The sequence below is a fragment of the Vibrio sp. R11-SG3-ISO3-SZ genome (genome assembly GCF_059834345.1).
The window spans coordinates 1-22,258 of sequence record NZ_JCBDGX010000068.1; the positions used below are offsets into that span (position 1 = coordinate 1).

At 50.6% G+C, this 22,258-nt stretch carries 22 protein-coding genes, 1 tRNA gene and 2 rRNA genes; 9 read left to right on the forward strand and 16 right to left on the reverse strand.

Annotated features, from left to right (window positions below; all coding sequences use genetic code 11):
• The 5 genes from AC6R1O_RS08825 to rhtB all read right to left on the reverse strand — a co-directional run.
• Positions 1-379: phosphatase domain-containing putative toxin (locus tag AC6R1O_RS08825; RefSeq protein ID WP_500656883.1), on the reverse strand; the 379-nt coding region annotated here is incomplete at its 3' end.
• Between the two features lie 12 nt (positions 380-391).
• Entirely contained in the window at positions 392-1,393 is a 1,002-nt protein-coding gene (locus AC6R1O_RS08830) for an ArsJ-associated glyceraldehyde-3-phosphate dehydrogenase (RefSeq protein ID WP_500632147.1), read from the reverse strand.
• A 49-nt stretch (positions 1,394-1,442) separates the two neighbouring features.
• Positions 1,443-1,784, reverse strand: coding sequence for a metalloregulator ArsR/SmtB family transcription factor (locus tag AC6R1O_RS08835; RefSeq protein ID WP_487902831.1), 342 nt, complete (start codon positions 1,782-1,784; stop codon positions 1,443-1,445).
• A 150-nt stretch (positions 1,785-1,934) separates the two neighbouring features.
• Positions 1,935-3,161, reverse strand: a complete 1,227-nt coding sequence (locus AC6R1O_RS08840) for an EAL and HDOD domain-containing protein (protein WP_500632146.1) — start codon at positions 3,159-3,161, stop codon at positions 1,935-1,937.
• Between the two features lie 23 nt (positions 3,162-3,184).
• Positions 3,185-3,802, reverse strand: coding sequence for a homoserine/homoserine lactone efflux protein (rhtB, locus tag AC6R1O_RS08845; protein WP_334555606.1), 618 nt, complete (start codon positions 3,800-3,802; stop codon positions 3,185-3,187).
• Positions 3,803-3,881: 79 nt separating this feature from the next.
• On the opposite strand from rhtB, the gene AC6R1O_RS08850 reads away from it, so the two are divergent.
• Both AC6R1O_RS08850 and AC6R1O_RS08855 read left to right on the forward strand, forming a co-directional pair.
• Positions 3,882-4,892 (forward strand): alpha/beta fold hydrolase, encoded by a 1,011-nt coding sequence (locus AC6R1O_RS08850; protein WP_500656884.1) that lies wholly within the window; start codon positions 3,882-3,884, stop codon positions 4,890-4,892.
• A 183-nt stretch (positions 4,893-5,075) separates the two neighbouring features.
• The gene (locus AC6R1O_RS08855) at positions 5,076-5,903 is read left to right on the forward strand and encodes a Cof-type HAD-IIB family hydrolase (protein WP_500656885.1); all 828 of its coding nucleotides are present in this window, start codon (positions 5,076-5,078) and stop codon (positions 5,901-5,903) included.
• Here AC6R1O_RS08855 and AC6R1O_RS08860 read toward each other — a convergent pair.
• A complete protein-coding gene (locus tag AC6R1O_RS08860) occupies positions 5,900-6,373 on the reverse strand; it encodes an EVE domain-containing protein (protein ID WP_500656886.1) in 474 nt (157 codons plus the stop codon). The two genes, AC6R1O_RS08855 and AC6R1O_RS08860, sit on opposite strands and share 4 nt — an antisense overlap.
• Before the next feature lie 38 nt (positions 6,374-6,411).
• On the opposite strand from AC6R1O_RS08860, the gene AC6R1O_RS08865 reads away from it, so the two are divergent.
• Positions 6,412-7,965, forward strand: a complete 1,554-nt coding sequence (locus tag AC6R1O_RS08865) for a COG3650 family protein (protein WP_500656887.1) — start codon at positions 6,412-6,414, stop codon at positions 7,963-7,965.
• Positions 7,962-8,561: a tRNA-uridine aminocarboxypropyltransferase gene (locus tag AC6R1O_RS08870; protein WP_500656888.1), complete on the forward strand. Its 600-nt coding sequence runs from the start codon at positions 7,962-7,964 to the stop codon at positions 8,559-8,561. Before AC6R1O_RS08865 ends, AC6R1O_RS08870 begins: the two co-directional genes overlap by 4 nt.
• 20 nt (positions 8,562-8,581) lie before the next feature.
• Here the strand turns inward: AC6R1O_RS08870 and yigB are convergent, their stop codons facing one another.
• The 6 genes from yigB to lptM all read right to left on the reverse strand — a co-directional run bounded on the left by yigB (position 8,582) and on the right by lptM (position 13,248).
• Positions 8,582-9,301, reverse strand: coding sequence for a 5-amino-6-(5-phospho-D-ribitylamino)uracil phosphatase YigB (gene yigB, locus AC6R1O_RS08875; protein WP_500656889.1), 720 nt, complete (start codon positions 9,299-9,301; stop codon positions 8,582-8,584).
• Positions 9,298-10,245, reverse strand: a complete 948-nt coding sequence (gene xerC, locus AC6R1O_RS08880) for a tyrosine recombinase XerC (protein WP_500656890.1) — start codon at positions 10,243-10,245, stop codon at positions 9,298-9,300. The genes yigB and xerC overlap by 4 nt, the downstream gene beginning before the upstream one ends.
• A complete protein-coding gene (locus AC6R1O_RS08885; protein ID WP_500656891.1) occupies positions 10,217-10,927 on the reverse strand; it encodes a DUF484 family protein in 711 nt (236 codons plus the stop codon). The genes xerC and AC6R1O_RS08885 overlap by 29 nt, the downstream gene beginning before the upstream one ends.
• 42 nt (positions 10,928-10,969) lie before the next feature.
• The gene (dapF, locus tag AC6R1O_RS08890; RefSeq protein ID WP_500632138.1) at positions 10,970-11,800 is read right to left on the reverse strand and encodes a diaminopimelate epimerase; all 831 of its coding nucleotides are present in this window, start codon (positions 11,798-11,800) and stop codon (positions 10,970-10,972) included.
• 10 nt (positions 11,801-11,810) lie between these two features.
• Entirely contained in the window at positions 11,811-13,064 is a 1,254-nt protein-coding gene (lysA, locus tag AC6R1O_RS08895; RefSeq protein ID WP_500632137.1) for a diaminopimelate decarboxylase, read from the reverse strand.
• Positions 13,065-13,131: 67 nt separating this feature from the next.
• Positions 13,132-13,248, reverse strand: coding sequence for an LPS translocon maturation chaperone LptM (lptM, locus tag AC6R1O_RS08900; RefSeq protein ID WP_420378243.1), 117 nt, complete (start codon positions 13,246-13,248; stop codon positions 13,132-13,134).
• A gap of 75 nt (positions 13,249-13,323) precedes the next feature.
• Here lptM and cyaY point away from each other — a divergent pair, with 75 nt between their 5' ends.
• Positions 13,324-13,638, forward strand: a complete 315-nt coding sequence (gene cyaY, locus AC6R1O_RS08905) for an iron donor protein CyaY (RefSeq protein WP_334555618.1) — start codon at positions 13,324-13,326, stop codon at positions 13,636-13,638.
• Between the two features lie 61 nt (positions 13,639-13,699).
• Here cyaY and AC6R1O_RS08910 read toward each other — a convergent pair whose 3' ends face one another.
• A complete protein-coding gene (locus AC6R1O_RS08910) occupies positions 13,700-16,228 on the reverse strand; it encodes a class I adenylate cyclase (protein WP_500632136.1) in 2,529 nt (842 codons plus the stop codon).
• A 356-nt stretch (positions 16,229-16,584) separates the two neighbouring features.
• Here AC6R1O_RS08910 and hemC point away from each other — a divergent pair, with 356 nt between their 5' ends.
• Genes hemC through AC6R1O_RS08930 form a run of 4 tightly spaced genes read left to right on the forward strand, consistent with a single transcriptional unit; the run spans position 16,585 to position 20,681 of the window.
• Positions 16,585-17,523 carry a hydroxymethylbilane synthase gene (gene hemC / locus AC6R1O_RS08915; RefSeq protein WP_500632135.1) on the forward strand — a complete coding sequence of 313 codons (939 nt, stop codon included), beginning with the start codon at positions 16,585-16,587 and terminating at the stop codon, positions 17,521-17,523.
• A gap of 4 nt (positions 17,524-17,527) precedes the next feature.
• A complete protein-coding gene (locus tag AC6R1O_RS08920) occupies positions 17,528-18,274 on the forward strand; it encodes a uroporphyrinogen-III synthase (RefSeq protein WP_500627796.1) in 747 nt (248 codons plus the stop codon).
• Positions 18,274-19,503 (forward strand): uroporphyrinogen-III C-methyltransferase, encoded by a 1,230-nt coding sequence (locus tag AC6R1O_RS08925; RefSeq protein ID WP_500656892.1) that lies wholly within the window; start codon positions 18,274-18,276, stop codon positions 19,501-19,503. Before AC6R1O_RS08920 ends, AC6R1O_RS08925 begins: the two co-directional genes overlap by 1 nt.
• Positions 19,503-20,681 carry a heme biosynthesis protein HemY gene (locus AC6R1O_RS08930; RefSeq protein WP_500656893.1) on the forward strand — a complete coding sequence of 393 codons (1,179 nt, stop codon included), beginning with the start codon at positions 19,503-19,505 and terminating at the stop codon, positions 20,679-20,681. The genes AC6R1O_RS08925 and AC6R1O_RS08930 overlap by 1 nt, the downstream gene beginning before the upstream one ends.
• Positions 20,682-21,205: 524 nt before the next feature.
• Here AC6R1O_RS08930 and AC6R1O_RS08935 read toward each other — a convergent pair.
• The 3 genes from AC6R1O_RS08935 to AC6R1O_RS08945 all read right to left on the reverse strand — a co-directional run.
• Positions 21,206-21,282, reverse strand: a tRNA-Asp gene (locus AC6R1O_RS08935).
• A 41-nt stretch (positions 21,283-21,323) separates the two neighbouring features.
• A 5S ribosomal RNA gene (gene rrf, locus AC6R1O_RS08940) occupies positions 21,324-21,439 on the reverse strand.
• A gap of 85 nt (positions 21,440-21,524) precedes the next feature.
• Positions 21,525-22,258: ribosomal RNA gene (locus AC6R1O_RS08945) — 23S ribosomal RNA — on the reverse strand; the annotation flags it as partial.

Consider the following 22,258-nt stretch of genomic DNA (forward strand, 5'->3'; position numbering starts at 1 on the left):
GCAACAGATGGGCAGCGAATAGACCGGTACGACCCGAGCCGCCCATGCAGTGCATCGCTACTTTGCCGCCATTATCGACAATACGGTGCAGCGTTGGGCTAGCGAGTTTCCACTTAGCCGCAAATTCACTGCTAGGGGCGCAGTCGTCTTCTATTTCAATTTGAAACCACTGCATACCGAGCGCTTGGGTTTTTTCGCCCAACACCGCGACATCTTTACTGGCTAATTCCGCATCGTCGAGCGCAGTGACGATCGCTTCAACACCTTGTGCTTTGAGTTGTTCAAGCGAGGCATCAAGGTCTGCGTCTTTTGTACCTGGACACGGCGTCAGCACCAACGCACCTTGTTCTAAATCCAGTTGCCATGTTGGGTGTGTCATGATCAATCCTCCTTATGCCAAACCGACTTTGCGTACCAACTCAGCAGTGCGAGTGGCGTAACCCATTTCATTGTCATACCAAGCGTAGATTTTGACCATGCGGCCACCAACGACCATAGTCGAGAGTGCATCTACGATGGTTGAGCGTTGGTCACCCTTGTAGTCGATTGAGACCAGTGGACGCTCTTCAAAGCCCAAAATGCCTTGTAATTCGCCTTGTGACGCTTCTTTAAGTAGCGCATTCACTTCTTCAGCGGTGGTGTCTCGGCTGACATCGAAAATAATGTCGGTGAGCGAGGCGTTAGCCAGTGGCACACGTACGGCGTGACCGTTAATCTTGCCTTCTAACTCTGGGAAGATTTCGACGATCGCTTTTGCTGAGCCGGTAGTGGTTGGGATTAGGCTCATCCCACACGCGCGCGCGCGGCGTAAATCTTTATGCGGCGCATCCAAGATGGTTTGCGTGTTGGTCAAATCATGAATGGTCGTGAACGAAGATTGCTCAATACCCAGTTTTTCATGAATGACTTTCACCACGGGGGCAATACAGTTGGTGGTACATGACGCTGCCGTCACAATTTGATGGACCTCAGGGTCGAAAATATGATCGTTCACGCCCACTACGATGTTCGCTACACCCTCTTCTTTGACAGGTGCAGAGACCACAACACGCTTCACGCCTTGCGCAAGGTATTGGTTCAAAAATGACGTTTTGCGATGCACGCCCGTTGATTCAATCACGACATCACATCCTGACCAATCAACTGCATCGATGTCGCGCGATTGAGTGGTCTTAATACGCTGACCATTGATGATCATGCTATCGCCCTCAACGCCCACTTCATGATGCCAACGGCCTTGCACGGAATCGAACTCTAGCAAGTGCGCTAACGTCGCGGTATCGCCCGCCACATCGTTGATTTGAACAAACTCCAGCTCATCCCAATCAAACGCAGCGCGCAGCGCCAAACGGCCGATACGACCAAATCCGTTAATCCCTACTTTAATTGTCATGTTGCACTCTCTCTCAATTGGCAATCTGTTTCATCATTCATTTGGACCGCTACACACAGCACACAGGGCGAGCCTGAATCGCGTGTAACCTTTGTTGATCTTGTTGGTACTGCGTCTTTAAGCAGTTTGAAGCCACCAGATCATCGATCAATTTGTTCATCCATCCCGGCAAATCGGCGGCCAGTCGATAAAAGACCCACTGGCCCTGACGTACATCGACCAAAATGCCGTTTGAGCGTAGCAACGCAAGATGACGAGAAATTTTCGGTTGGCTCTCTTGCAGCGCCTCGGTTAACTCACCGACACACAAACACTCTTCGCGCACGATCAGCATTAAGCAACGAACGCGAGTCTCGTCCGACAACAACTTGAAGAATTGGTGAGGTAACATTGTCTACATTCTCATATTTGCATATGCAAATATATTTATCTATCAGGAGAGGAAGATCAAGAGGGAGAGTGGCGATGTCATAAAAGTTTCAAAAAGCGCGGCGCGCTGTAAATGGATGCGCTTGTCACTAGGGGATTGGCACTAGGCGCTTTACACTAGACGGTTGACGTCTTGGCTCCAGCGCTGCGCTTCGTTGATACGCGGCATGACGTCATCCACGCTGAGGTTGAGTTTTCTACACACTTGCTGCATACCGTGCCAGTCGCAGCGTTCGTAGCACTCCTCTAGCAGCAATAAGTCGCCGTAAGGGCCTTGGCGCTCCAATAGGGCCAATTTAATCGCACGATTGAGTGGCAACTGACTCACCAGATCCTCAAGCGGTAAGTCCAGCAGCGCATCCAAAACTGAGAATAAACCAATTAAGAAGGCTTGATCGCGATAAGGCTGGAACGGATTGTCATACGACATCAGTAAGCAGAATTGCGCGCGCTGCAACGACAAGTTATACAGCTCTGCGGGTTTATTGGTCGAGATGTATGACGCCACCGCCAACGAGACAAAGACACGCAGCTTATCCTCACCGAGGTAAACCAAGGCTTGGCGAAATGAAGAGATGGTGACCGACAGCCGCTCCGACATGGTATTGACGAACCGCAGCAATTGATAAGACAACGCGATGTCTTTCGCGACGATCGCTTCGACCTTGTCAAAATCAACACGAGGCTGGCACACCTCTTTGAGCAGCTCCATCGCAATCAAGTGTTCCGGTGTGACGTATTTCTGCCGGGAGAGAATCGGCTTACTGAAAAAGTAGCCTTGAAACAAGCTAAAACCTGCCGAGCGCGCGGCGACGTATTCCGCCTCTGTCTCTACTTTTTCTGCTAAATATTGCCGTTTAATACCACGATTTTTTTGTTCTTTGACGATTTGACACGCCGCCTCCAAACCCAATGCCAACACATCCAACTTGATGATCTGCACATACGGCAAAAAGCGTTTCCACTGCGGGGTATAAACAAAATCATCCAGTGCGATCACATACCCTTGGCGGCTAAGATCTTTAATGGCATCAAACAGCTCATCGGTTGGCTCGCAGGTTTCCAGCACTTCGACCACAATCTGCTCTTTGGGCAGCGATTCGGGCAAACGGCGGATGAGACTCTGGTAAGGGAAATTGATAAAGCAGCGCGATTTCGCTAACGACGGATTGGTGCCGAGCGAGAGGAAGTTCTCCACAATCAAGCGATAAGTCGCTCGATTGGAAGTAATGTGCGCCGGATACGCGTTGTTTTCTCCATCACGAAACAACAACTCGTAACCGACGGTTTGTCTTTTAGCGTTAAAAATTGGCTGGCGGGCCACATACGTGTCACGCATGACTACGACCTAACGGGTGTCTATTATGCTTTTGCAGTGGCCAATAATGCCCCACAACCGACAAACATGGAACCAAATAGCTTATTGATTTTACTCATAACATGACCGGAACGAATAAATTTTCCCATTTGAGCTGCCAAACTGGTGTATCCCAGCATCACGACAGAATCGATCACCACTGTCGTCGCTCCCAACACCAACAGCTGAGTCAGCTGATCGCCCTTAGGATCGATAAACTGGGGAAACAAAGCGACCAAAAACACGATAGATTTAGGATTGGTGAGATTAATCAAAGTGGCATTGCGAAGCAGCTGACCACTGGTCAGTGCCGCGCTGACCTCGGCAGTGGCAAGCGTTGATTTGTCGCGCCATTTTTGAATGCCTAGCCACACCAGATACACCACACCAACCCATTTGATGATGCTAAACGCCAGAGCAGACTGAGCGACAATCGCACCAATGCCCGCCCCGACTAAGGTGATATGGATGGCGAGGCCAAGCTGCAAGCCCGCAATGGCCGCAAGTGACTTACGCGTGCCGTAGCTAAGGCCATTACTGATCGAGTTCACTGTGCCTGAGCCAGGCGCTAAGCTAAACACAATCGCCGTCAGCACATAAGCCAACCATAAGTGCATATCCATTTTGTTTTCCTCTCGACTAACGTGCGTTTGCCAAACATAATTGAGTTTCTACTTTGGTGCAGCAATAGGTCTCCATACCATGAATCCTTCTCCTTCACCCATCAGACCTCGTTATACTCAAGAGACAAATTTTGAGCAAGCGATCCATGCCGATATTGCGCAATTATGGCAGAGCCGCCAAGAAGGCTACTTGGCCATGCGCGATAAAAAGAAGCTCTATTGGGCCGCATTGACGTCAGAGCATCACAACAAAGCCGTGGTGGTGGTGAATGGTCGCATTGAATGCGCAATCAAATACCAAGAGCTGTTTTACGATCTCTATCAGCAAGGCTTTGATGTTTACTCTTACGATCACCGCGGGCAGGGGTTGTCAGACCGGTTAATCGATGACACTGAGATGGGCTTCGTGCAGGAGTTTGACGACTATGTCCTTGACCTAGATAGCATGGTGACGCACTTTAACTTAGAGCGTTATAACGAGCGCTTTATTCTCGGCCACTCAATGGGTGGCAATGTGGTGACACGTTACTTACAGACCCAAGGTATTGAGAACACAGAGGCCTTTTTCCACGCCGCCGCGCTGAGCGCGCCGATGTTTGGCGTCAATATTGCGCCCTACCTCAAGCCTTTCGCACCCATGATTGGCCAGTTCCTCACCGCCGTCTACCCCACTCCTAGATTTGCCCCCGGCCAAGTGGCGTATTATCCCAAACCGTTTGAGGGCAACTTTCTCAGCCAAAGTGAGGCGCGCTACCAGTGGTTTCGTAATCTCTATGATGAGATGCCACAACTGAGAATTGGCGGCGCCAGCACCCGCTGGGTCTGGCAGAGTTTAATGGCGTGCAAACAGTGTTTGTTGATGACCCGCCACCTGAAAACTCCGCTGCTGATTTTGCAGGCGGGCGACGATCAGATTGTCGCCAACGACGCGCAAACTCAGCTCGCTCGTAAACTCATCAAGACCAACCCTCGCAGCAAACTGGTGACCATTGACGGAGCGCGCCATGAACTGCTGTTTGAACGCGACGAATACCGCAACCGCACCCTAGATGAGATTTTGGCGTTCTTTGACCAACATGGCAGCGTGTAAGCTCGCAATGCACTCTCTCAGAAACAGGTCAATGGGCAGTGTGAAAACAGGAAAAGGGCAACAGAGAAAATTACCCTCTTTTTCTTGCCATGCATGACGTAGAATAAGGACTCTTGCCCATTGGCCAACGACATGTTGGCTCTCCTATTATGGCACACGGCAACCAATCATTAAGAGGGTGATATGACCGACACACGTACCGACACGCCTTTTCGCATTGTCGCTTCTGATCTCGATGGCACGCTACTGGCACCCAACCACCAGCTGAGCGCGTTCTCCAAACAAACATTGAAGGACCTACACGCCAAAGGTTACACCTTTATCTTCGCCACTGGGCGCCACCATGTTGATGTCGCGGGCATTCGTGAAATTGCTGGCATCCCAGCGTACATGATCACCTCAAATGGCGCGCGTGTTCACGATCAGCATGATCAGTTGATGTACAGCAAAAATATTCCCAGTGAGCAGGTGCAAGCCGTGATCGATGTGATCAAGCAAGATCCCAACCTCTTTATCCACATGTACCGCAATGAAGAGTGGTTGCTTGATCGCGATGATGAAGAGTTGGCCAAATTCCACAGTGAATCCGGCTTTGGTTATCAACGTTTTAGCGCCGATGCTGCGCCAACCGAGGGTATTGCCAAGATTTTTTGTACCCACCCAGAGAAAGATCATGACCGTTTGGTGGAATTTGAAACCCAACTTCGCGCCAAATTTGGCGATAGCTTAAGTATTGCTTTCTCCACCCCTTGGTGTCTGGAAGTGATGGCAGCAGACGTGTCAAAAGGCGAAGCGCTGAAAGTCGTGGCCGAGTCGCTGAACCTGACACTCGACAACTGCATCGCCTTTGGTGATGGTATGAACGATGTGGAAATGCTCTCGATGGCAGGCAAGGGATTGGTCATGGCGACCTCTCACCAGAAAGTGAAAAATGCGCTGCCCAATAACGAAGTGATCGGCAGCAACGCAGACGATGCCGTCGCGCATTACTTGCACGACCACCTGTTTTAAGCGCTCCCGTCAGCCCGAGACTCTCGGGCTAAAATAACCTGCCATTGAGATTCCGTGACCGGCATGATCGACAAGCGATTGCCCTTTTTCACCAGGGGCATCGCTTCCAGCTCAGGCATGGCTTTCATCGTCGCAAGCGAAATTAAGCGATCGGTTTTGCGCACAAATTCAATATCGACCATAAACCAGCGCGGATTGTCTGGGCTCGATTTCGCATCAAAATAGTCGCTTTGTGGGTCATGGGCAAAGTGATCGGGGTACGCCTCTTTGACGACCTTCGCAATCCCCGCAACGCCGACTTTCTTACACGAGCTGTGGTAAATCATCACCAAATCGCCCAGCTTCACCTCATCACGCATCATATTTCGCGCTTGATAATTGCGAACACCTTCCCAACACGACACCTTTTGTGTGCGAAGAGTGTCAATAGAGAAGGTGTCTGGTTCAGTTTTAAATAACCAATATGCCATAATAAAATCCATTACGTTTACGCTAAGGAAGATATAGCATGAAGGCGCTTCGAAACCCAGTCGCTCTGTCCATCATATTGTTGTTACAAGCGTGCAGTTCTCAGCCATCACCTAGCAGTGTACAACCTGCGCATTTGACGCTCGATAGCGAAACGCCCACGCCTACCCAAACCTTCATGCTACGCGGTGAAGTGGTGCTCGGCCACGAAGTACGCAGCCTCACCCCTTGCGGCAGCAATCAGCAGTACTGGCTGGATCTCTCCAATGACCGATTTACCCAAGGCATGAAACTGGTGCGCTCACCGTACAGCCCTTTGTATGGTGAAATCGTCGGTCACCTAGAGCCCACAGGGCAACAAGGGTTTGCGGCCAATTACGCCGCCAAGTTTGTGGTTGAGAGCATTAACCTTCTTAGCGCTGAAAATCCTAAACGCTGTCAACAAGCGCTAAAACCGACCCGGGCGTTTGGTAATGAGCCGTCTTGGTCTGCCCATTTTGAGTCAGACCAATTGGTCTTTCAGCGCATGGGGTTTGAAGCGCAATCCTTCCCCGTCGAGCGCAAGCGTCTAGAACAAACCCGTCGCCGTTACAGTTGGCAAGATGGCTCACTCGAACTCAATCAACGCAGTTGCGTCGATGGCATGAGTGACAGCCTGTATGGTTGGACCTCCACCCTAACGATCGGTGATAAGCAGTATCAAGGCTGCGCCACGCTTGCTAACCAAGACAACACCCAACACTGGGTCGATGACTATCACGCGGCCTCGACCAAAGCACAGCACTTCACCGTGACCATGGCACTCAACCCTGACCATACCGCCATGACGACCTACGCCTATAACAATGGCGATGGCGATTCGGTGGAACACGGCTTTTGGCAGCAGATTAATCCTGATCAGGTGCAAGTGGTGATGACTCACCTTCAGCAGCAACCGTTGCTCTCAGAGCGTATCTTTACTCGTGATGGTCATCAGTTGAATGCGAAGAAAGAGCGCGTTGGCGACGTAATTTATGTCATTAATGATGGTGGGCTAACGTTATACAAAGCCAAGGTGGCGTTGACGCAAACAGGCGCGCAGTCCGCTGCGGCGGCCTCTAGCCTCACCCGCCTACCGCAAGGCGATGATATTCCTTCTTCAGCCCAGTTTGATGCACAGGTCGATAAAGCACTTCGCGACTATTTCGCCATGCACAATACCGATCCAAACGGGACAAAATACCGCTGGCTGACCTATGATCTCAATGGTGATGGTCAACCGGAACTTCTGGCACAACTGGACTGGTGTGGCTCTGGCGGCTGTACAGTGCTGATTTTTGAACAGCACCAACAAACGTGGCGATTCAACAGTAAAATCACCTTAGTGCAAACCCCATTTAACCTCGGCACTCAGGCCCATGGTCAATGGCAAGATTTGGTGATGTTCGTCAGTGGCGGCGGCGCCGTGCCTAATCAACACGTGTTGCGTCACAATGGTATCAGCTACCCGCTTAACCCCAGCGTTGAACCTGTCGCCAATTACGATGAGCTCAGCCCAGTGCAGCTTTTCTCCGATGGGGTCACGCCGCATCAAGAAGGGCTAACACTAAAATGAGTAGCGCCCCTTGCCCGCGATGTAAACTGCGACATCAATGTGTGTGCGTTCGTCAACCACACGTTGAATTGAACGCCCACATTGCCCTGCTGACGCACCCAAACGAGCAGCAGCGCGATACCAATACCGGAGGGCTGCTCAGTCACACTCTGTCAACGTGTAGCGTGCATACGTGGCAACGAACCTCGCCTTGCGATACCTTGCTAACGCTGATGCAAAACCCACGCTATCGGCCGTTTTTGCTTTACCCAGGTGAGCAAAGCCTAACGCCTCAGCAAGCGAGCGCCGACGCTGATACGCACGGTGCAACGCCACTGTTTATTGTGCTGGATGGCACGTGGCAAGAAGCGCGCAAAATGCTCAATAAGAGTACGTGGCTCGCATCACTGCCTTGTGTGCAGCTCTCGCCTCAAGCCGCTTCTCTCTACGACTTGCGACGCAATCAATCGGAAGGGCACCTGTGCACCTATGAGGTGGGCGCTGAGATCGTGCACGCGTTAGGCGCCCCCCAAGAGGCAACGCGCATGAGAGAGTTTTTCAGCTATTACTTAGCGGCCTTTCAAGCGGATAAAAGTGGCCATGCATTACACACTTGAGCACTGAAACAACAGTGACACTAATCGGTCAGTAACAGCAAATCCGACAATTGGTTAATTTCTACATCAGGCAGCACCCGCGCATGTCGAGCCTGCCTTGGGCTGATAGCGGTATCATTAAACCAGCACGCTTGAAAACCACTGGCTTTTGCCCCTTGCACATCGGTATTGAGATGATCGCCGACATGAAGAATGCTACCGGCATCCAGCACCAGATGCTGCGCGGCTTTGCGAAACATTTCGCCATGCGGTTTTGCGTAGCCATCCGGCCCCGCTTTGAGCGTCAGGGTGAAATACGCCGCTAAACCGATTCGTTCGACATCAACGTTACCATTGGTGATGGCCACCAGCGGCATCTGCGCTGCTAGCCGAGTTAACACACGATGGGTCTCTTCTGGCACACTAAAGTCACTGCGCAGTCTCAGCACTTCCTCAATCGCGCTCGAAGCAGCGCTGTGCGCTTGTTGCTCGTCATAACCTAGTCTCACCAAGCCACTCTCTATCTGTTGAAAGCGCCACTTGGTGACATCATTAGGCAACCAAGGATCGCGCTCGGCCAAGCGTCGCTTGTGGCTCTGCCACCAGCTCAGTGGCACCGTCGCGCTGGCGGGGTGGTGATGGTGTAGCCACTCGACCATACGCGCTTCTAAGGTACGAATGATCGGCCAATTGTCATACAGGGTGTCATCAAGATCGAACGTCATCGCCTTGATGGGTTTGAGATGGCGATAAAATTTCACTCATCCTCCTCTTTTTTCGGCCTGCCCTTTTTTCGCGCTCTTGGGTGCGCTTGGTCATAGACCTGCGCCAAGTGCTGAAAATCGAGGTGCGTATAGATTTGGGTGGTGGAAATGTTTTCGTGTCCCAAGAGCTCCTGCACGGCACGCAAATTGTTGCTCGACTCCAGCACATGCGTCGCAAACGAGTGACGCAATTTATGCGGACTGACATGACTGGCAATGGCCTGCTTCTGCCCCCACTCCGCCATGCGTTTTTGTACGCTGCGATGAGAAATTCGACCACCCAGCTTGGAGACAAATAACCCAGGTTCATCGGGATGCGCTAAATCTCCGCGCACTTTGAGCCATTTCGCCACCCAATCGGCAGCCATGCCCGAAAACGGCACTTTTCGCTCTTTGTCTCCCTTACCGACGACACGAATTTCACCGTCCGAAAGCCCCACGTCTTTGACATTCACGGCGATCATTTCAGCCAAACGTAAGCCAGCACCATACATCAGCTCCATCATGGCGCGATCGCGTATCGCCAACGGATCATCTTCATTGACTTCAAGCAGCTGCCCCACTTCATCGACATCAAGGTTCTTAGGCAGTGGCCGCTGTTTGCGCGGCGCAGAGACGCCTTTGGCTGGATTCGCCGCAAGATCACCTCTCAGCACTAAAAAGTCAAAAAAGCTACGCAAGCAGGAAAGACGTGTCGCAATACTGCTTCCTTTCATCCCTTCACGCATTGCTTTACCGGCCACCTGTCTAACCCAACCCGCGTCCACTTGGGTCCACTTTTTTATACCCAAACTCGCTAGGTGCGCAGCCATGGTTTCCAGTTGCTGTTTGTAGTTGCGTTGAGTATGCAAACTCAGCCCTTTTTCACTTCTTAAATAATCGTAGAAGCGTAGTAAGGGCTGCAGCAAACCATTAGGCAGAGGTGGAGGAGCGTCGCTCATTATCTTGCGCCTGCCAAGGCAGGGTATCAATCAGGTGAGAAAGGACGAGCGCCAGATGGCGCAAAAAGAGAGTATCCATGTGTGGCTGAAAATGGCCACCGTCGGAGCTGGAAAAGGCCAAGATACCTTGGAGCGAGGTCTTATTCAGTGGCATCACCACGTAAGATCCCATTTCCGGCGCTGGGCTGTGTGGCCCAAACAAAAGTTCACGATCGCACGAACGCATACGGCCAAGGTAGGCACTCTTGCCATTCAGGTGGTTGGTGACAAAACGTTGATAGCTCTCTTTGCTCAGGCGATACTTATCTTGTCCGCCCTGCACAACTACCAAGCGAATATATGCCACTAAGCCCAGAGAGATCGCCATGTCTTCGATCGATTTGAGCACCGAGCTCAAACTATCGCTGCGCAGAATACGCTCTTGCAGCTCCATAAATTCATGGAAGGTGCGATCGTTATTTTTCGCCAGCGACATCAACGTCGTGATCTCTTCTTCAAGCTCTTCAATACGCTGACGTTGGCGGTTCAACTGAACATGGACGAGAGAGACTGCGCCTTGCTCTTGGTGAGGCAAAGCCAATCTGTCCACCAGCGCTTGACGCTGGGCGAAAAAATCCGGATTGTCACTGAGGTACTCGGCAACCACTTCCGCGGTCAGTGCGTCCGCTTCAATTTGAGACACAATTCATCCCTTTACTTGTTATCTATCGAGGTGTGGATTGAGCTAGCAGCTCAGCTGGCCGTCAAACACATGTGTGGCTGGGCCTGTCATGTAAAGCGGTTTACCTGGCCCCTTCCAGCGAATGTTGAGCTCGCCACCGGGCAGAGAGACTTTGACATTCTCATCCAATAAGCCTTGGACGATACCGACGGCCACCGCGCCACATGCGCCACTGCCGCACGCCTGCGTTTCCCCAGCGCCACGCTCGTACACACGTAGGTTGATCGCTTGGCGGTTAACCACTTGCATAAAGCCAGCATTCACGCGTTCAGGAAAGCGCTCGTGCGACTCCAGCAGCGGACCTAGATTATCCACATCTGCAGTTTGAACGTCATCGACAACCGTCACAACATGAGGGTTACCCATGCTCACCGCCCCACAAAATAGCGTTTTATCTGCAGCGCGTAAGATGTACGTTTTCTCGGTTTGCTTGGCTTTAAAAGGGATCTTGCTCGGCTCAAACTCTGGCACGCCCATGTTGACCGTCACTTGATCGTCCTCTTCAATATTGAGGACCATCTTACCTTTCTTAGTGCTGACACTGATGTTGTACTTGTTGGTCAAACCTTTCATGCGGACAAAACGCGCAAAGCAACGAGCGCCGTTACCGCACTGCTCAACCTCACTGCCATCTGCATTGAAAATTCGGTAGTGAAAATCGGTTTCCGGATCGTACGGCGCTTCGACCACCAACAGTTGGTCAAAGCCCACGCCAGTATGTCGATCCGCCAAACGGCGGATCAGATCCGGTGAGAAAAAGATGTTTTGGGTAATACAGTCAACGACCATAAAGTCGTTGCCTAAACCGTGCATCTTGGAAAAGTGAAAATGCATAACCCTTTAATTACTCCGGAAGAATATTTTCTAGCGCCCACAAACTGGACAGCTCTTCACGCTGGCGAACCAAATGCAGCTTATCACCATCAACCATCACTTCCGCCACACGAGCGCGAGTGTTGTAGTTGGATGACATCACAAAGCCATATGCACCGGCAGAGCGCACCGCAAGCAGGTCGTTTTCTTTCAGTACCAAGGCGCGATCTTTACCTAAGAAATCACCGGTTTCACAGATAGGTCCGACCAAATCGTAGGTCACCGCTTCCCCTTCGCGAGGTTTCACTGGAACGATATTTTGCCACGCTTGGTATAGCGCAGGGCGCATCAAATCGTTCATCGCCGCATCGATAATGGCAAAGTTTTTGTGCTCCGTGTGCTTCAAAAACTCGACCTTGGTAAGCAAGACACCCGCGTTCGCGGCAATCGCACGACCTGGCTCAAAAATCAGCTCCAAATCTTGATGATTGTCCAAGCGACCTAGTAGCGCTTTGGCGTAGTCCGAAGGCTGCGGTGGTAACTCATCACGGTAGACGACCCCTAAACCACCACCGACATCGAGGTGAGCAATGTTGATGCCTTGCGCTTTTAAGTCATCGATCAATGCCAGTAGGCGATCGGTCGCGTCGATAAATGGGTCGATGTCTGTCAGCTGTGAGCCAATGTGACAATCGATGCCTTTGATCTCCAAGTTGCTCAAGCTTTGCGCAAACTTGTAGACATCCGGGGCGCGTTCAAATGCAATACCAAACTTGTTGTCACGCAGACCTGTTGAAATGTAAGGGTGGGTATTCGCATCCACATCCGGGTTAATGCGCAGTGAAATAGGCGCTTTCACCCCCATCTCTGCGGCGACTTGGTTCAAGCGCTCAAGTTCCGGCTCAGATTCAACGTTAAAACACTTAATGCCAAGCTCAAGTGCGCGTTTCATCTCTTGTGCCGTTTTGCCCACACCAGAAAAGACCACCTTGCTCGGATCGCCACCGGCAGCAATCACGCGCTCCAATTCTCCACCAGAAACAATATCAAAACCCGACCCTAGACGCGCCAACGTATTCAATACCCCAAGGTTGGAGTTCGCTTTCACGGCGTAACACACTAAATGAGGGTGCTCACCCACCGATTTGTCGAAGGCATTCCAATGGCGCTCTAACGTCGCTCGAGAGTAGACATAAAGTGGCGTACCAAACTGCTCAGCCACATCACTAAGCGGTACGTTTTCGGCCCAGAGCTGGCCATCGTCCTGATAATTGAAGTAATCCAAAGTACTTTCCCTTAAATAGTCGTTTTAATTGCGATGAACACCGTTAATGGCGATGGACGCGTGGCGATTAGGAGGATTGCTCGTTCGTTTGCGTCTCTTCTGGCATGTACAAACCGCCCGTCTGACCACATCCTGCCAGACCTAACACTGAAAGAAGAAACAGAGCAAGGATTGATTTTTTCATGGGTTCTATCGTGATTATTTGTTCAATGCCCCCTATAATCGCACCACAACCAAGAAAAGCAATAGGATAGATAGGATGAACGAGACTGAATTTCATCAGTTGGTGGATGTTCAAATGCAAATCATTGAAGAAATGATTGATGACTCAGGCGCGGACATCGACTACGAGGTCACAGGTAACGTGATGACACTGGAATTTGACGATCGCAGCCAGATCATCATTAACCGACAAGAGCCGATGAAAGAAATCTGGCTCGCATCGAAATCCGGAGGTTTCCATTTCTCCTTGGTCGAGCAGCAGTGGATCTGCTCAAAAACTGGCAAAGAGTTGATCGCCATGGTCAAAGAAGAGTGTGAAAAGCACGCCAATGAAGAGATTGACTGGGTTTAACCCATTCAGAATCAAAAAAAGAGCACGCGGTGCTCTTTTTTTATCTCTTTACTTTGCGGGTTCAAGCATTCACAACTCGGCTTGGCTTGGAGTAGTTTGAGCCATCATTGCGATAAGGGACGATGTAAGAGTCGCCCTCTTCAGGATGCACGATTTGATAATACTGCGGCAAATTGAAGTTAATGAATTTAGACGCCAATTCGCTTTCGGTTTTGACGGATGAGTAGAAGCCATTGACGCTCGCGATCATCTCATCTTTTTCACCGCTAAATTGGTGATACACCTCAACTTGGTTTGACTCATCCAGCACATAGATGTTGAAGCCTTTGTCTGTGTCTTCAAAGAAGAACTGAATCAAACCTTCACTGGCAAAACCATCAATGACCTCTGGCATTTGATAATCTTGCTCTTTATCGAGCATCAACAAGGGCGAGCCTTTCAGTTTGTTGGTTGAAATGCTGCGATAGAAATCGACTGAGTTTTCCAGCATTTGCACCGACACCCCACGGCGTTCGAAGAACAAACCATAGGTCTGTTGACCAATCTTAAGCGCTTTGAAACGACGACGTTTTTCTTGCTCAACCGGCTTCAAACGCAAATCAATGCATTCGGCCAATAACTGGTAGACCATGTTGCGCATCACACCGCGCAAGTTCTTGCTGTAGCAGAACACATCCACCGACTCCGGTGGCAACGCATCTTGGTGCATCTTACCAAGTACCGTTTTGAGCGCATCCAACATAGCGGTCTCCCCTTTGAAGTGCAAGGTACGCACTTCATGCCATGAGTTGCGATAGACCAAGTCCACGCTACCCACAAGACAGGTTTGGTCAGGGCCAAAGCTAAAGATGTCTGTGCTCTTTTGATCCAACTTCAGCGCACGGCCGCTCAGCTCTGAGGTCGGGTCACTTTCAAAGTTGATGAACATGGCCAACTGGCTGATCTCACACGGACTCGCCAACGCCTGCATCGTAGGGCGACGCTTGCGCAGTGAGAAGGTATTGCGTAGATCGCTGACCATTTGGTAGAACTTATCGATGTCCAAATCGGCATCACGAATCACAGAGTGCAAACGGGTGGATTCCGTGATCAAACCGTTAAAGAAGGACCAAGCCACCAATTTACTCAAGTATTCGTTGTGCTCAAGTGGCGCACGACCGATGATTTTCTCTGCCTCTAACGGCTGTTTATACAAGTACCATCCCGCTTTGTTCGTTCTGCCCGGACGTACCTCAATAAAGCTCAAATCAGGTTCATGCAGATCCGGAGAAATTTGCGGATTCAGCAGCGTCACCTTACCCGGCAACACCTCAAACGCAGCGTACAACTTGCGCGCCAAGATACTGATATCTTGTGGGCTAATCGCGGAGGTGATGTCGTTACGACGTGCAAATTGGATCAGGTTTCGGTAACTCTGCATCAAAGCATCTAACAAGGCGTGGTGTACCACTTTCACTTGCTCGACTTTCCAGTTGCGGCGATCATCCAATTCAGCGATCACACTCGGTGACCAGTCCCATTTTTGGATCATGTCAGACAGCGCTTCACGGCGCCAAGCCACCGAACCTGCGCCAGGCTGGCGAGAGAGTTTTTCATGGGTTTTGAGATAGAAACAACGACGCACCAAATCCAAGCGGGTGTGATCACCGATACGCTCTAAATAGCGCGTCACTTTCTCAAGCATCAAATAGTACGCGTCCATCCCATAGAGATCGGGCTTGTGCGCGAAGAAGCGGCGTTTGGTATCAAGGCTCAACAGCTGGGTGTGCGGATACTCCCACGAGTACGCCTCAAGCAAAATCGCTTTCAATACCGATTTGTAGGGCGAATCGATGCTCTTATAGAGTTGCCATAGGTTTGAGCCAAAGTACTCTTCTGCCGGGATACGGTTCAATTTACCAAAATCAATCCACTCCGAGCAGTTAATCACATTCTGGCTACAGAGATGCGTCACGTACTCGTCGTAACACTCTTCCATTTCTGGTGGCACGATTTGCCACAGCAGCCTTTGGCCAGCTAAACGTACCGCACTGCGATAAAACTCATCGAGTAACAACAGGTGCTGCGATGACCCGCAGTTATCCCCGGTCATCTCTTCACACTTATTGCTGCGAAAACGGCTTTCGTCCATCAAGAAGAAGTTGGCTTCAACGCCACGGCTCAGCGCCCACTCGGTGATCAAGAGACATTTGTTGGTCAAGCTGTCTCGTTCGTCAGCACTCATCTTCGAGGACACGCACACCCAAATGTCTAAATCACTGGAGGTACTCTGGCCAATTGAAGAGGTGCTGCCCATAGTATACAGCCCCAAAATCATTGGGTTGTCTGCGGTGGCGAGCGGTTGACCGATCGTGAGCTCGGTGTCCGACACAAACTGACTTTGAGGTTCACTCAATTCAAAATTGCGAATACCGTAGGGGACTTTGGATGCGTAGTAGCCGGGAATTAAAGGATGGTTGTAGTGCAGAAGAGTAGGAATCAGATGGAAAACATGCTGGGCCTGCGCATCCATAAGAGCTAACGCACGTTCAATGCGTTGCTGATTGAGATCATCAAGTCTATGGATTAGCGATTGGGTGTAAGCCAGCAAGGGATGTTCCTTGGTTAATTATCTACAGCGTGCTGTGTTTAATAATTATTCTAAAGCACTATCAAAACGTGATCAATTTAACACTTTTCTTTGGGCTGGTAAAGAATTGTACGATCGATTCAACACTATTTTGTGTCTCTTGACTGACGAGTCGTTCTCTTTTTATTACGCGCTACAGTGTGGTCCGGATACGTGATGAGTAACAATAGCGCAGCTCATAAACGAGATTGCAATCACACTTTTTTGATGATTTTTTGCTACGGATTGAGGATTGCCGCTTAGGACTCATATTGCATTGAGCATTTTTATCTCAGAGTGATACGATGGAGCCATCATTTGGTTTATCTGTTTCTATCATGACTCAAACGACTCCGATCCGTATTGCAACGCGCAAAAGCCCCCTTGCTCTTTGGCAAGCTCATTATGTGAAAGACGCCCTTCAAGCCGCTCACCCTGGTCTAGAAGTCGAGCTGGTGACTATGGTCACGAAAGGCGACATTATTTTAGACACACCGCTCGCCAAAGTCGGCGGAAAAGGGCTGTTTGTGAAAGAACTAGAGGTGGCGATGCTTGAAGGTCGCGCGGACCTCGCCGTGCACTCAATGAAAGACGTGCCGGTGGAGTTCCCCCAAGGCTTAGGTCTCGTCACCATCTGTGAGCGCGAAGACCCGCGCGATGCCTTTGTTTCGAATCAGTACAGCAACATCGACGATTTACGACAAGGCGCAGTCGTCGGCACATGCAGTTTGCGTCGTCAGTGTCAGATAAAAGAGTATCGGCCCGATTTGGTGATCAAAGAGCTACGCGGCAACGTCGGCACCCGACTCTCTAAGCTCGATGCAGGTGAGTACGATGCGATCATTTTGGCCGCGGCTGGCTTAAAACGACTCAAGCTTGAAGAGCGCATTCAGAGTTACATCGAGCCAGAGCAATCCCTACCCGCGGTTGGACAAGGTGCCGTCGGCATCGAATGTCGCCTTGATGACGAGCGTTTAATCGCGTTACTTGAGCCTCTCAATCACCCAGACACGGTCGACCGCGTGTTGTGTGAACGCGCCATGAACCTCACCCTTGAGGGAGGCTGCCAAGTTCCTATCGGCAGTTATGCACTGCTGGATGGCGATCAAATCTGGCTTAGAGCCTTAGTCGGTGAACCGGATGGATCCACCATCGTTCGTGGTGAGATCAGCGGTCCTCGAAGCGAAGCGGAGCAACTGGGAGTCACACTGGCCAATCAACTGCTCGATAATGGCGCCAAAACCATTTTAACTAAGCTATACGCAGAACAAGAGTAATGCCATGGCAGTATTGGTGACACGGCCAGGTCAGCAAGGCCAATCGCTCTGCCATCAATTGCAACACCTCGGTGTCGCGAGTGAGCATCAACCGCTCATCTCGCTTCACCCGGGGAGACAACTTAGCGATATCGCACATGCGTTACATCGCGCCGACCTCATTATTGCCGTGAGCCAACATGCGGTGCACTTTACCGATCAAACCCTTCGCCAACATCAGCAACACTGGCCACATTCAGCGCGATACATTGCCGTTGGTCAAAAAACTGCACAGATCTTAAGCACAAAAACGCAACAAAACGTAGACTATCCTCAAGTGGGCGATAGCGAGCATCTACTTGCGCTTGAACCCCTTCATGACGTCACCAATAGGCGTATTGTCATCCTACGCGGAAACGGTGGCCGAGATTTGATTTTCGATACCTTGCAGGCACGAGGGGCCTTAGTGGAGTATCGAGAAGTCTATCGTCGTGAAAACATTGCTTTGTGCTCAGATTTGCTCGTCCCACTCTGGCAAAATAAGCACATTGATCAGCTAGTCGTTACTAGCTCGGGTCAGCTTGAACACCTTGTCTCGCAAATCGGCAAGCGCTATCAAGCCTGGCTATTTGGATTAACGCTATACGTTCCTAGTGAGCGTATCGCTCTAGACGCACACCAATGGGGCTTTGTCGATGTCATCACGACCCCTAGTGCCTCTAATTCGGACTTACTGGCCGCTCTCCAGCCAAAACAACAGGACAAAACATAATGACAAGTAAAAAAAACAATGGACATGTTGAACCCGAAGAAAACAAAACCGCGCCAAACCAAGCAGCGATGACCGAGGAAAACAGCGCGGTGGACACTGAATCTCAAGATGTGACTTCACCTGAAAGCGCATCAGAGCCAAGCCCGGACGACACAGCGCCAGTCGATAGCAAGCCTCAAAGTGGGGAGCTTGAAGAAAAACAAGGCAAACGCGGAGTGAAGCTAGCTACGATCGCCATCGTTATGGCTGTGCTGATTGGGGGCGGACTCACCTTTTACATCCAAGAGAAGAATCAGCAGCAGCAAGCGCAAATCGCTGCGCTGCAATCAGAGCTCAATCAAGCCAAACAGGCCATGCAGGCTCAGTTGGATCAGAACCAACAGCAAATCTTATCGAAGGCCACTGAGCTTAGCCATCGCGCAGATACCGTTCTAGAGCAGCAGCAAAAAAGCATCGAGAGCTTACAGCTCGCCATGGCAGACGTAAAAGGCCGTCGCCCCAATGATTGGTTACTGGCTGAGGCTGACTACCTCGTCAAGCTCGCTGGACGAAAACTGTTTTTAGAACACGACGCGGTCAGCGCCACCAAACTAATGGAAAGTGCAGACCAGCGCATCGCAGCACTGAATGACCCAAGTCTTGTACCTCTGCGCAAATCCATGGCGAATGACATCACCAAACTCAAAGGGGTCCCCCTTGTAGATCGAGAAGGCTTGGTGCTAAGACTTACCGCTCTTCAGCAACAAGTCGATAGCTTACCGCTCGCCAATGCCATTCTTCCAGAGGCGCAAGCGGTGGAAGCTCGTCAAGTCTCGCAAGACGTGGCAGATTGGAAAGACAACCTGATGACCTCGTTACAAGAGTTCTCAGAGAACTTTATTACGTTCCGAACTCGTGATGGCAATGTCATCCCACTGCTCTCTCCCGAGCAGCATTTCTATCTCAAAGAAAACATTAAAGCGAAGCTAGAAACCGCCATCAAAGCGGTATATGTCGAGCAACAAGAGATCTACACCACAGCGCTTGCCACCGCAGGTGACTGGTCTCAAGCGTTCTTCAACCAAGATGCCAATAATGTTCGTGAGTTCAATCAAGCCCTAGGCATGCTAGGCCAACAAACCATCCAAGTCGATTACCCGGTAAAACTCGACACACAAGAAGTGCTGTCTGACGTTATTCGCGATCGCCTACGCCGCGAAGTCACCACATTGATTACGGAGGAGAAATAATGTTTAGACTGATTTTCCTCTTTGTCATCTTAGGTGCGGGGCTGTTTGTCGGCACTCAATACTCGGGGCAACAAGGTTATGTCCTAGTCTCTATCGCCAACACCACGATTGAAATGAGCGTCACCACCTTAGTGATTTTCTTAATTGCGACGTTGGCCGCCCTCTTTGCTCTTGAGTACCTCGTTAAGAAAATGCTCTATGCCAGTTCTGCCACTTGGAATTACTTTAGCGTACGTAAAATGCGCCACTCTCGCAGATTGACGAATGAAGGCTTAATTAAACTGATTGAGGGCGACTTTAAAACCGCAGAAAAAAAGGTCACGCGCTGGGCAAACTATCATGATATGCCTGTGGTTTGTTACCTTATTGCCTCAGAAGCGGCGATAGGTCTCGGAGACAACAAAAAGGCCGATCACTACCTTGAGCTCGCAGGTAAACAGCCTGGTTCTAGCTTAGCGGTGGAGCTAACACGTGCCAAGCAGCAGGTGAGAGAGGCCAACTACGCTGGCGCACTGGAAACCTTACATCTTCTTAAGGGCCAGCATCCCAACAACGTGGTGATCGTTAACCTACTTAAGCAAGTCTATGTAGAACTGAAACAGTGGCAGCCACTGATTGATCTGACGCCCCAGCTAGGCAAACTTGGCTTGATTAGCGAACAAGATCAACAAACCTTGATCCAAAGAGCGCAATGCGGCTTATTGGCTGATGTCGCCGAAAACAAAGGAAGTGAAGGCCTAATTGGTCACTGGAACAGCCTACCGAGAAAGCTCAAGCAAGACGCCCATCTAGTAGAGTGTTTTGTGAAACAATTGATTGCGCGCAACGCCGATCACGAAGCCTTCACCGTCATTAAAGAAACAGTGAAAAAGCACCCGAACTCCACACTGATCACCTTGCTACCAGAGATGAAATTGTCCGACACCCACCCAAGCAAACTACTGCTAGAGGAAATGGTGCGTAAAGACGCCAATAACGCCGAAGCACACAGCGCTTTAGCGCAATTGCAAATGAGAAACGAACAGTGGCAAGAAGCGCAGCAACATCTTGAGAAAGCCTTATCTGTCCGCTCTAACGTTTCCGACTATGCATACTTGGCAGATGTACTGGAGAAACAAAACCTCAACAAGGCTGCGCAGGAAGTATCGAAAAAGGCGCTGAGTATTATCCAGTCCTAGGTTCTACCGTGAATATAGCGGGTCATTAGCCCAATACCAAAACTGGCCAACACGGCCAGTTTTTTTGTCCTTAAGAAAGCGTTTAAAGCATGGTTACTGAATAGTGACAAGGGACTATTGGCCACAAGGTAAACGCGATACTGAAAGCCTATCGTAGACCAAAGGCTTGCCCTTTATTCACGCTAGTATCCGACACGATTTGAGCAACGACATCAAGTTTGATGGAGGAAGGTGCACGTGTGAGAAAACCACGAGCAGCGGGTGCTAGATAATCCGTGGACGTTGCCGCACCATTCGTCGCATGAAATCGACACACTACCTAGAACGCAAAGACCCTGAAGTGCGAGACATTATTCTGTAATCTCGCCTTGCTCTCTCTTCGAAGCCAGCCAACGTGCTGGCTTTTTCTTGTCTGTATAAAAGCCGTCGAGCAGACAGACACCCTGCCCTCGAAAAAGTGCACAGCACTTTCGGGAGCGTTAAACGTAAAAAAGCCCAGTCTTTCGACTAGGCTTTCTAATAAGTGGCGGAGTGGACGGGACTCGAACCCGCGACCCCCGGCGTGACAGGCCGGTATTCTAACCAACTGAACTACCACTCCGCAGTGGTATCACTCGCCTAAGCAAGTGTCCATAATTTGAAGCCTGGCGATGTCCTACTCTCACATGGGGAAACCCCACACTACCATCGGCGCTAATTCGTTTCACTTCTGAGTTCGGCATGGAATCAGGTGGGTCCAAATCGCTATGGTCGCCAAGCAAATTCTTTAATTCGGAAAGCTGTTTTCAGTTCTTACACATTCAATGTTCTTCATTGAGTCCATCAAAACCCTTTGGGTGTTGTATGGTTAAGCCTCACGGGCAATTAGTACAGGTTAGCTCAACGCCTCACAGCGCTTACACACCCTGCCTATCAACGTTCTAGTCTCGAACAACCCTTAAGGGCACTTAAAGTGCCAGGGAAGACTCATCTCAGGGCTCGCTTCCCGCTTAGATGCTTTCAGCGGTTATCGATTCCGAACTTAGCTACCGGGCAATGCGATCTGGCGATCACAACCCGAACACCAGAGGTTCGTCCACTCCGGTCCTCTCGTACTAGGAGCAGCCCCCTTCAATCTTCCAACGCCCACGGCAGATAGGGACCGAACTGTCTCACGACGTTCTAAACCCAGCTCGCGTACCACTTTAAATGGCGAACAGCCATACCCTTGGGACCGACTTCAGCCCCAGGATGTGATGAGCCGACATCGAGGTGCCAAACACCGCCGTCGATATGAACTCTTGGGCGGTATCAGCCTGTTATCCCCGGAGTACCTTTTATCCGTTGAGCGATGGCCCTTCCATTCAGAACCACCGGATCACTATGACCTGCTTTCGCACCTGCTCGAATTGTCATTCTCGCAGTCAAGCGGGCTTATGCCATTGCACTAACCTCACGATGTCCAACCGTGATTAGCCCACCTTCGTGCTCCTCCGTTACTCTTTGGGAGGAGACCGCCCCAGTCAAACTACCCACCAGGCACTGTCCTCACCCCGGATAACGGGGCTAAGTTAGAACATCAAACATACAAGGGTGGT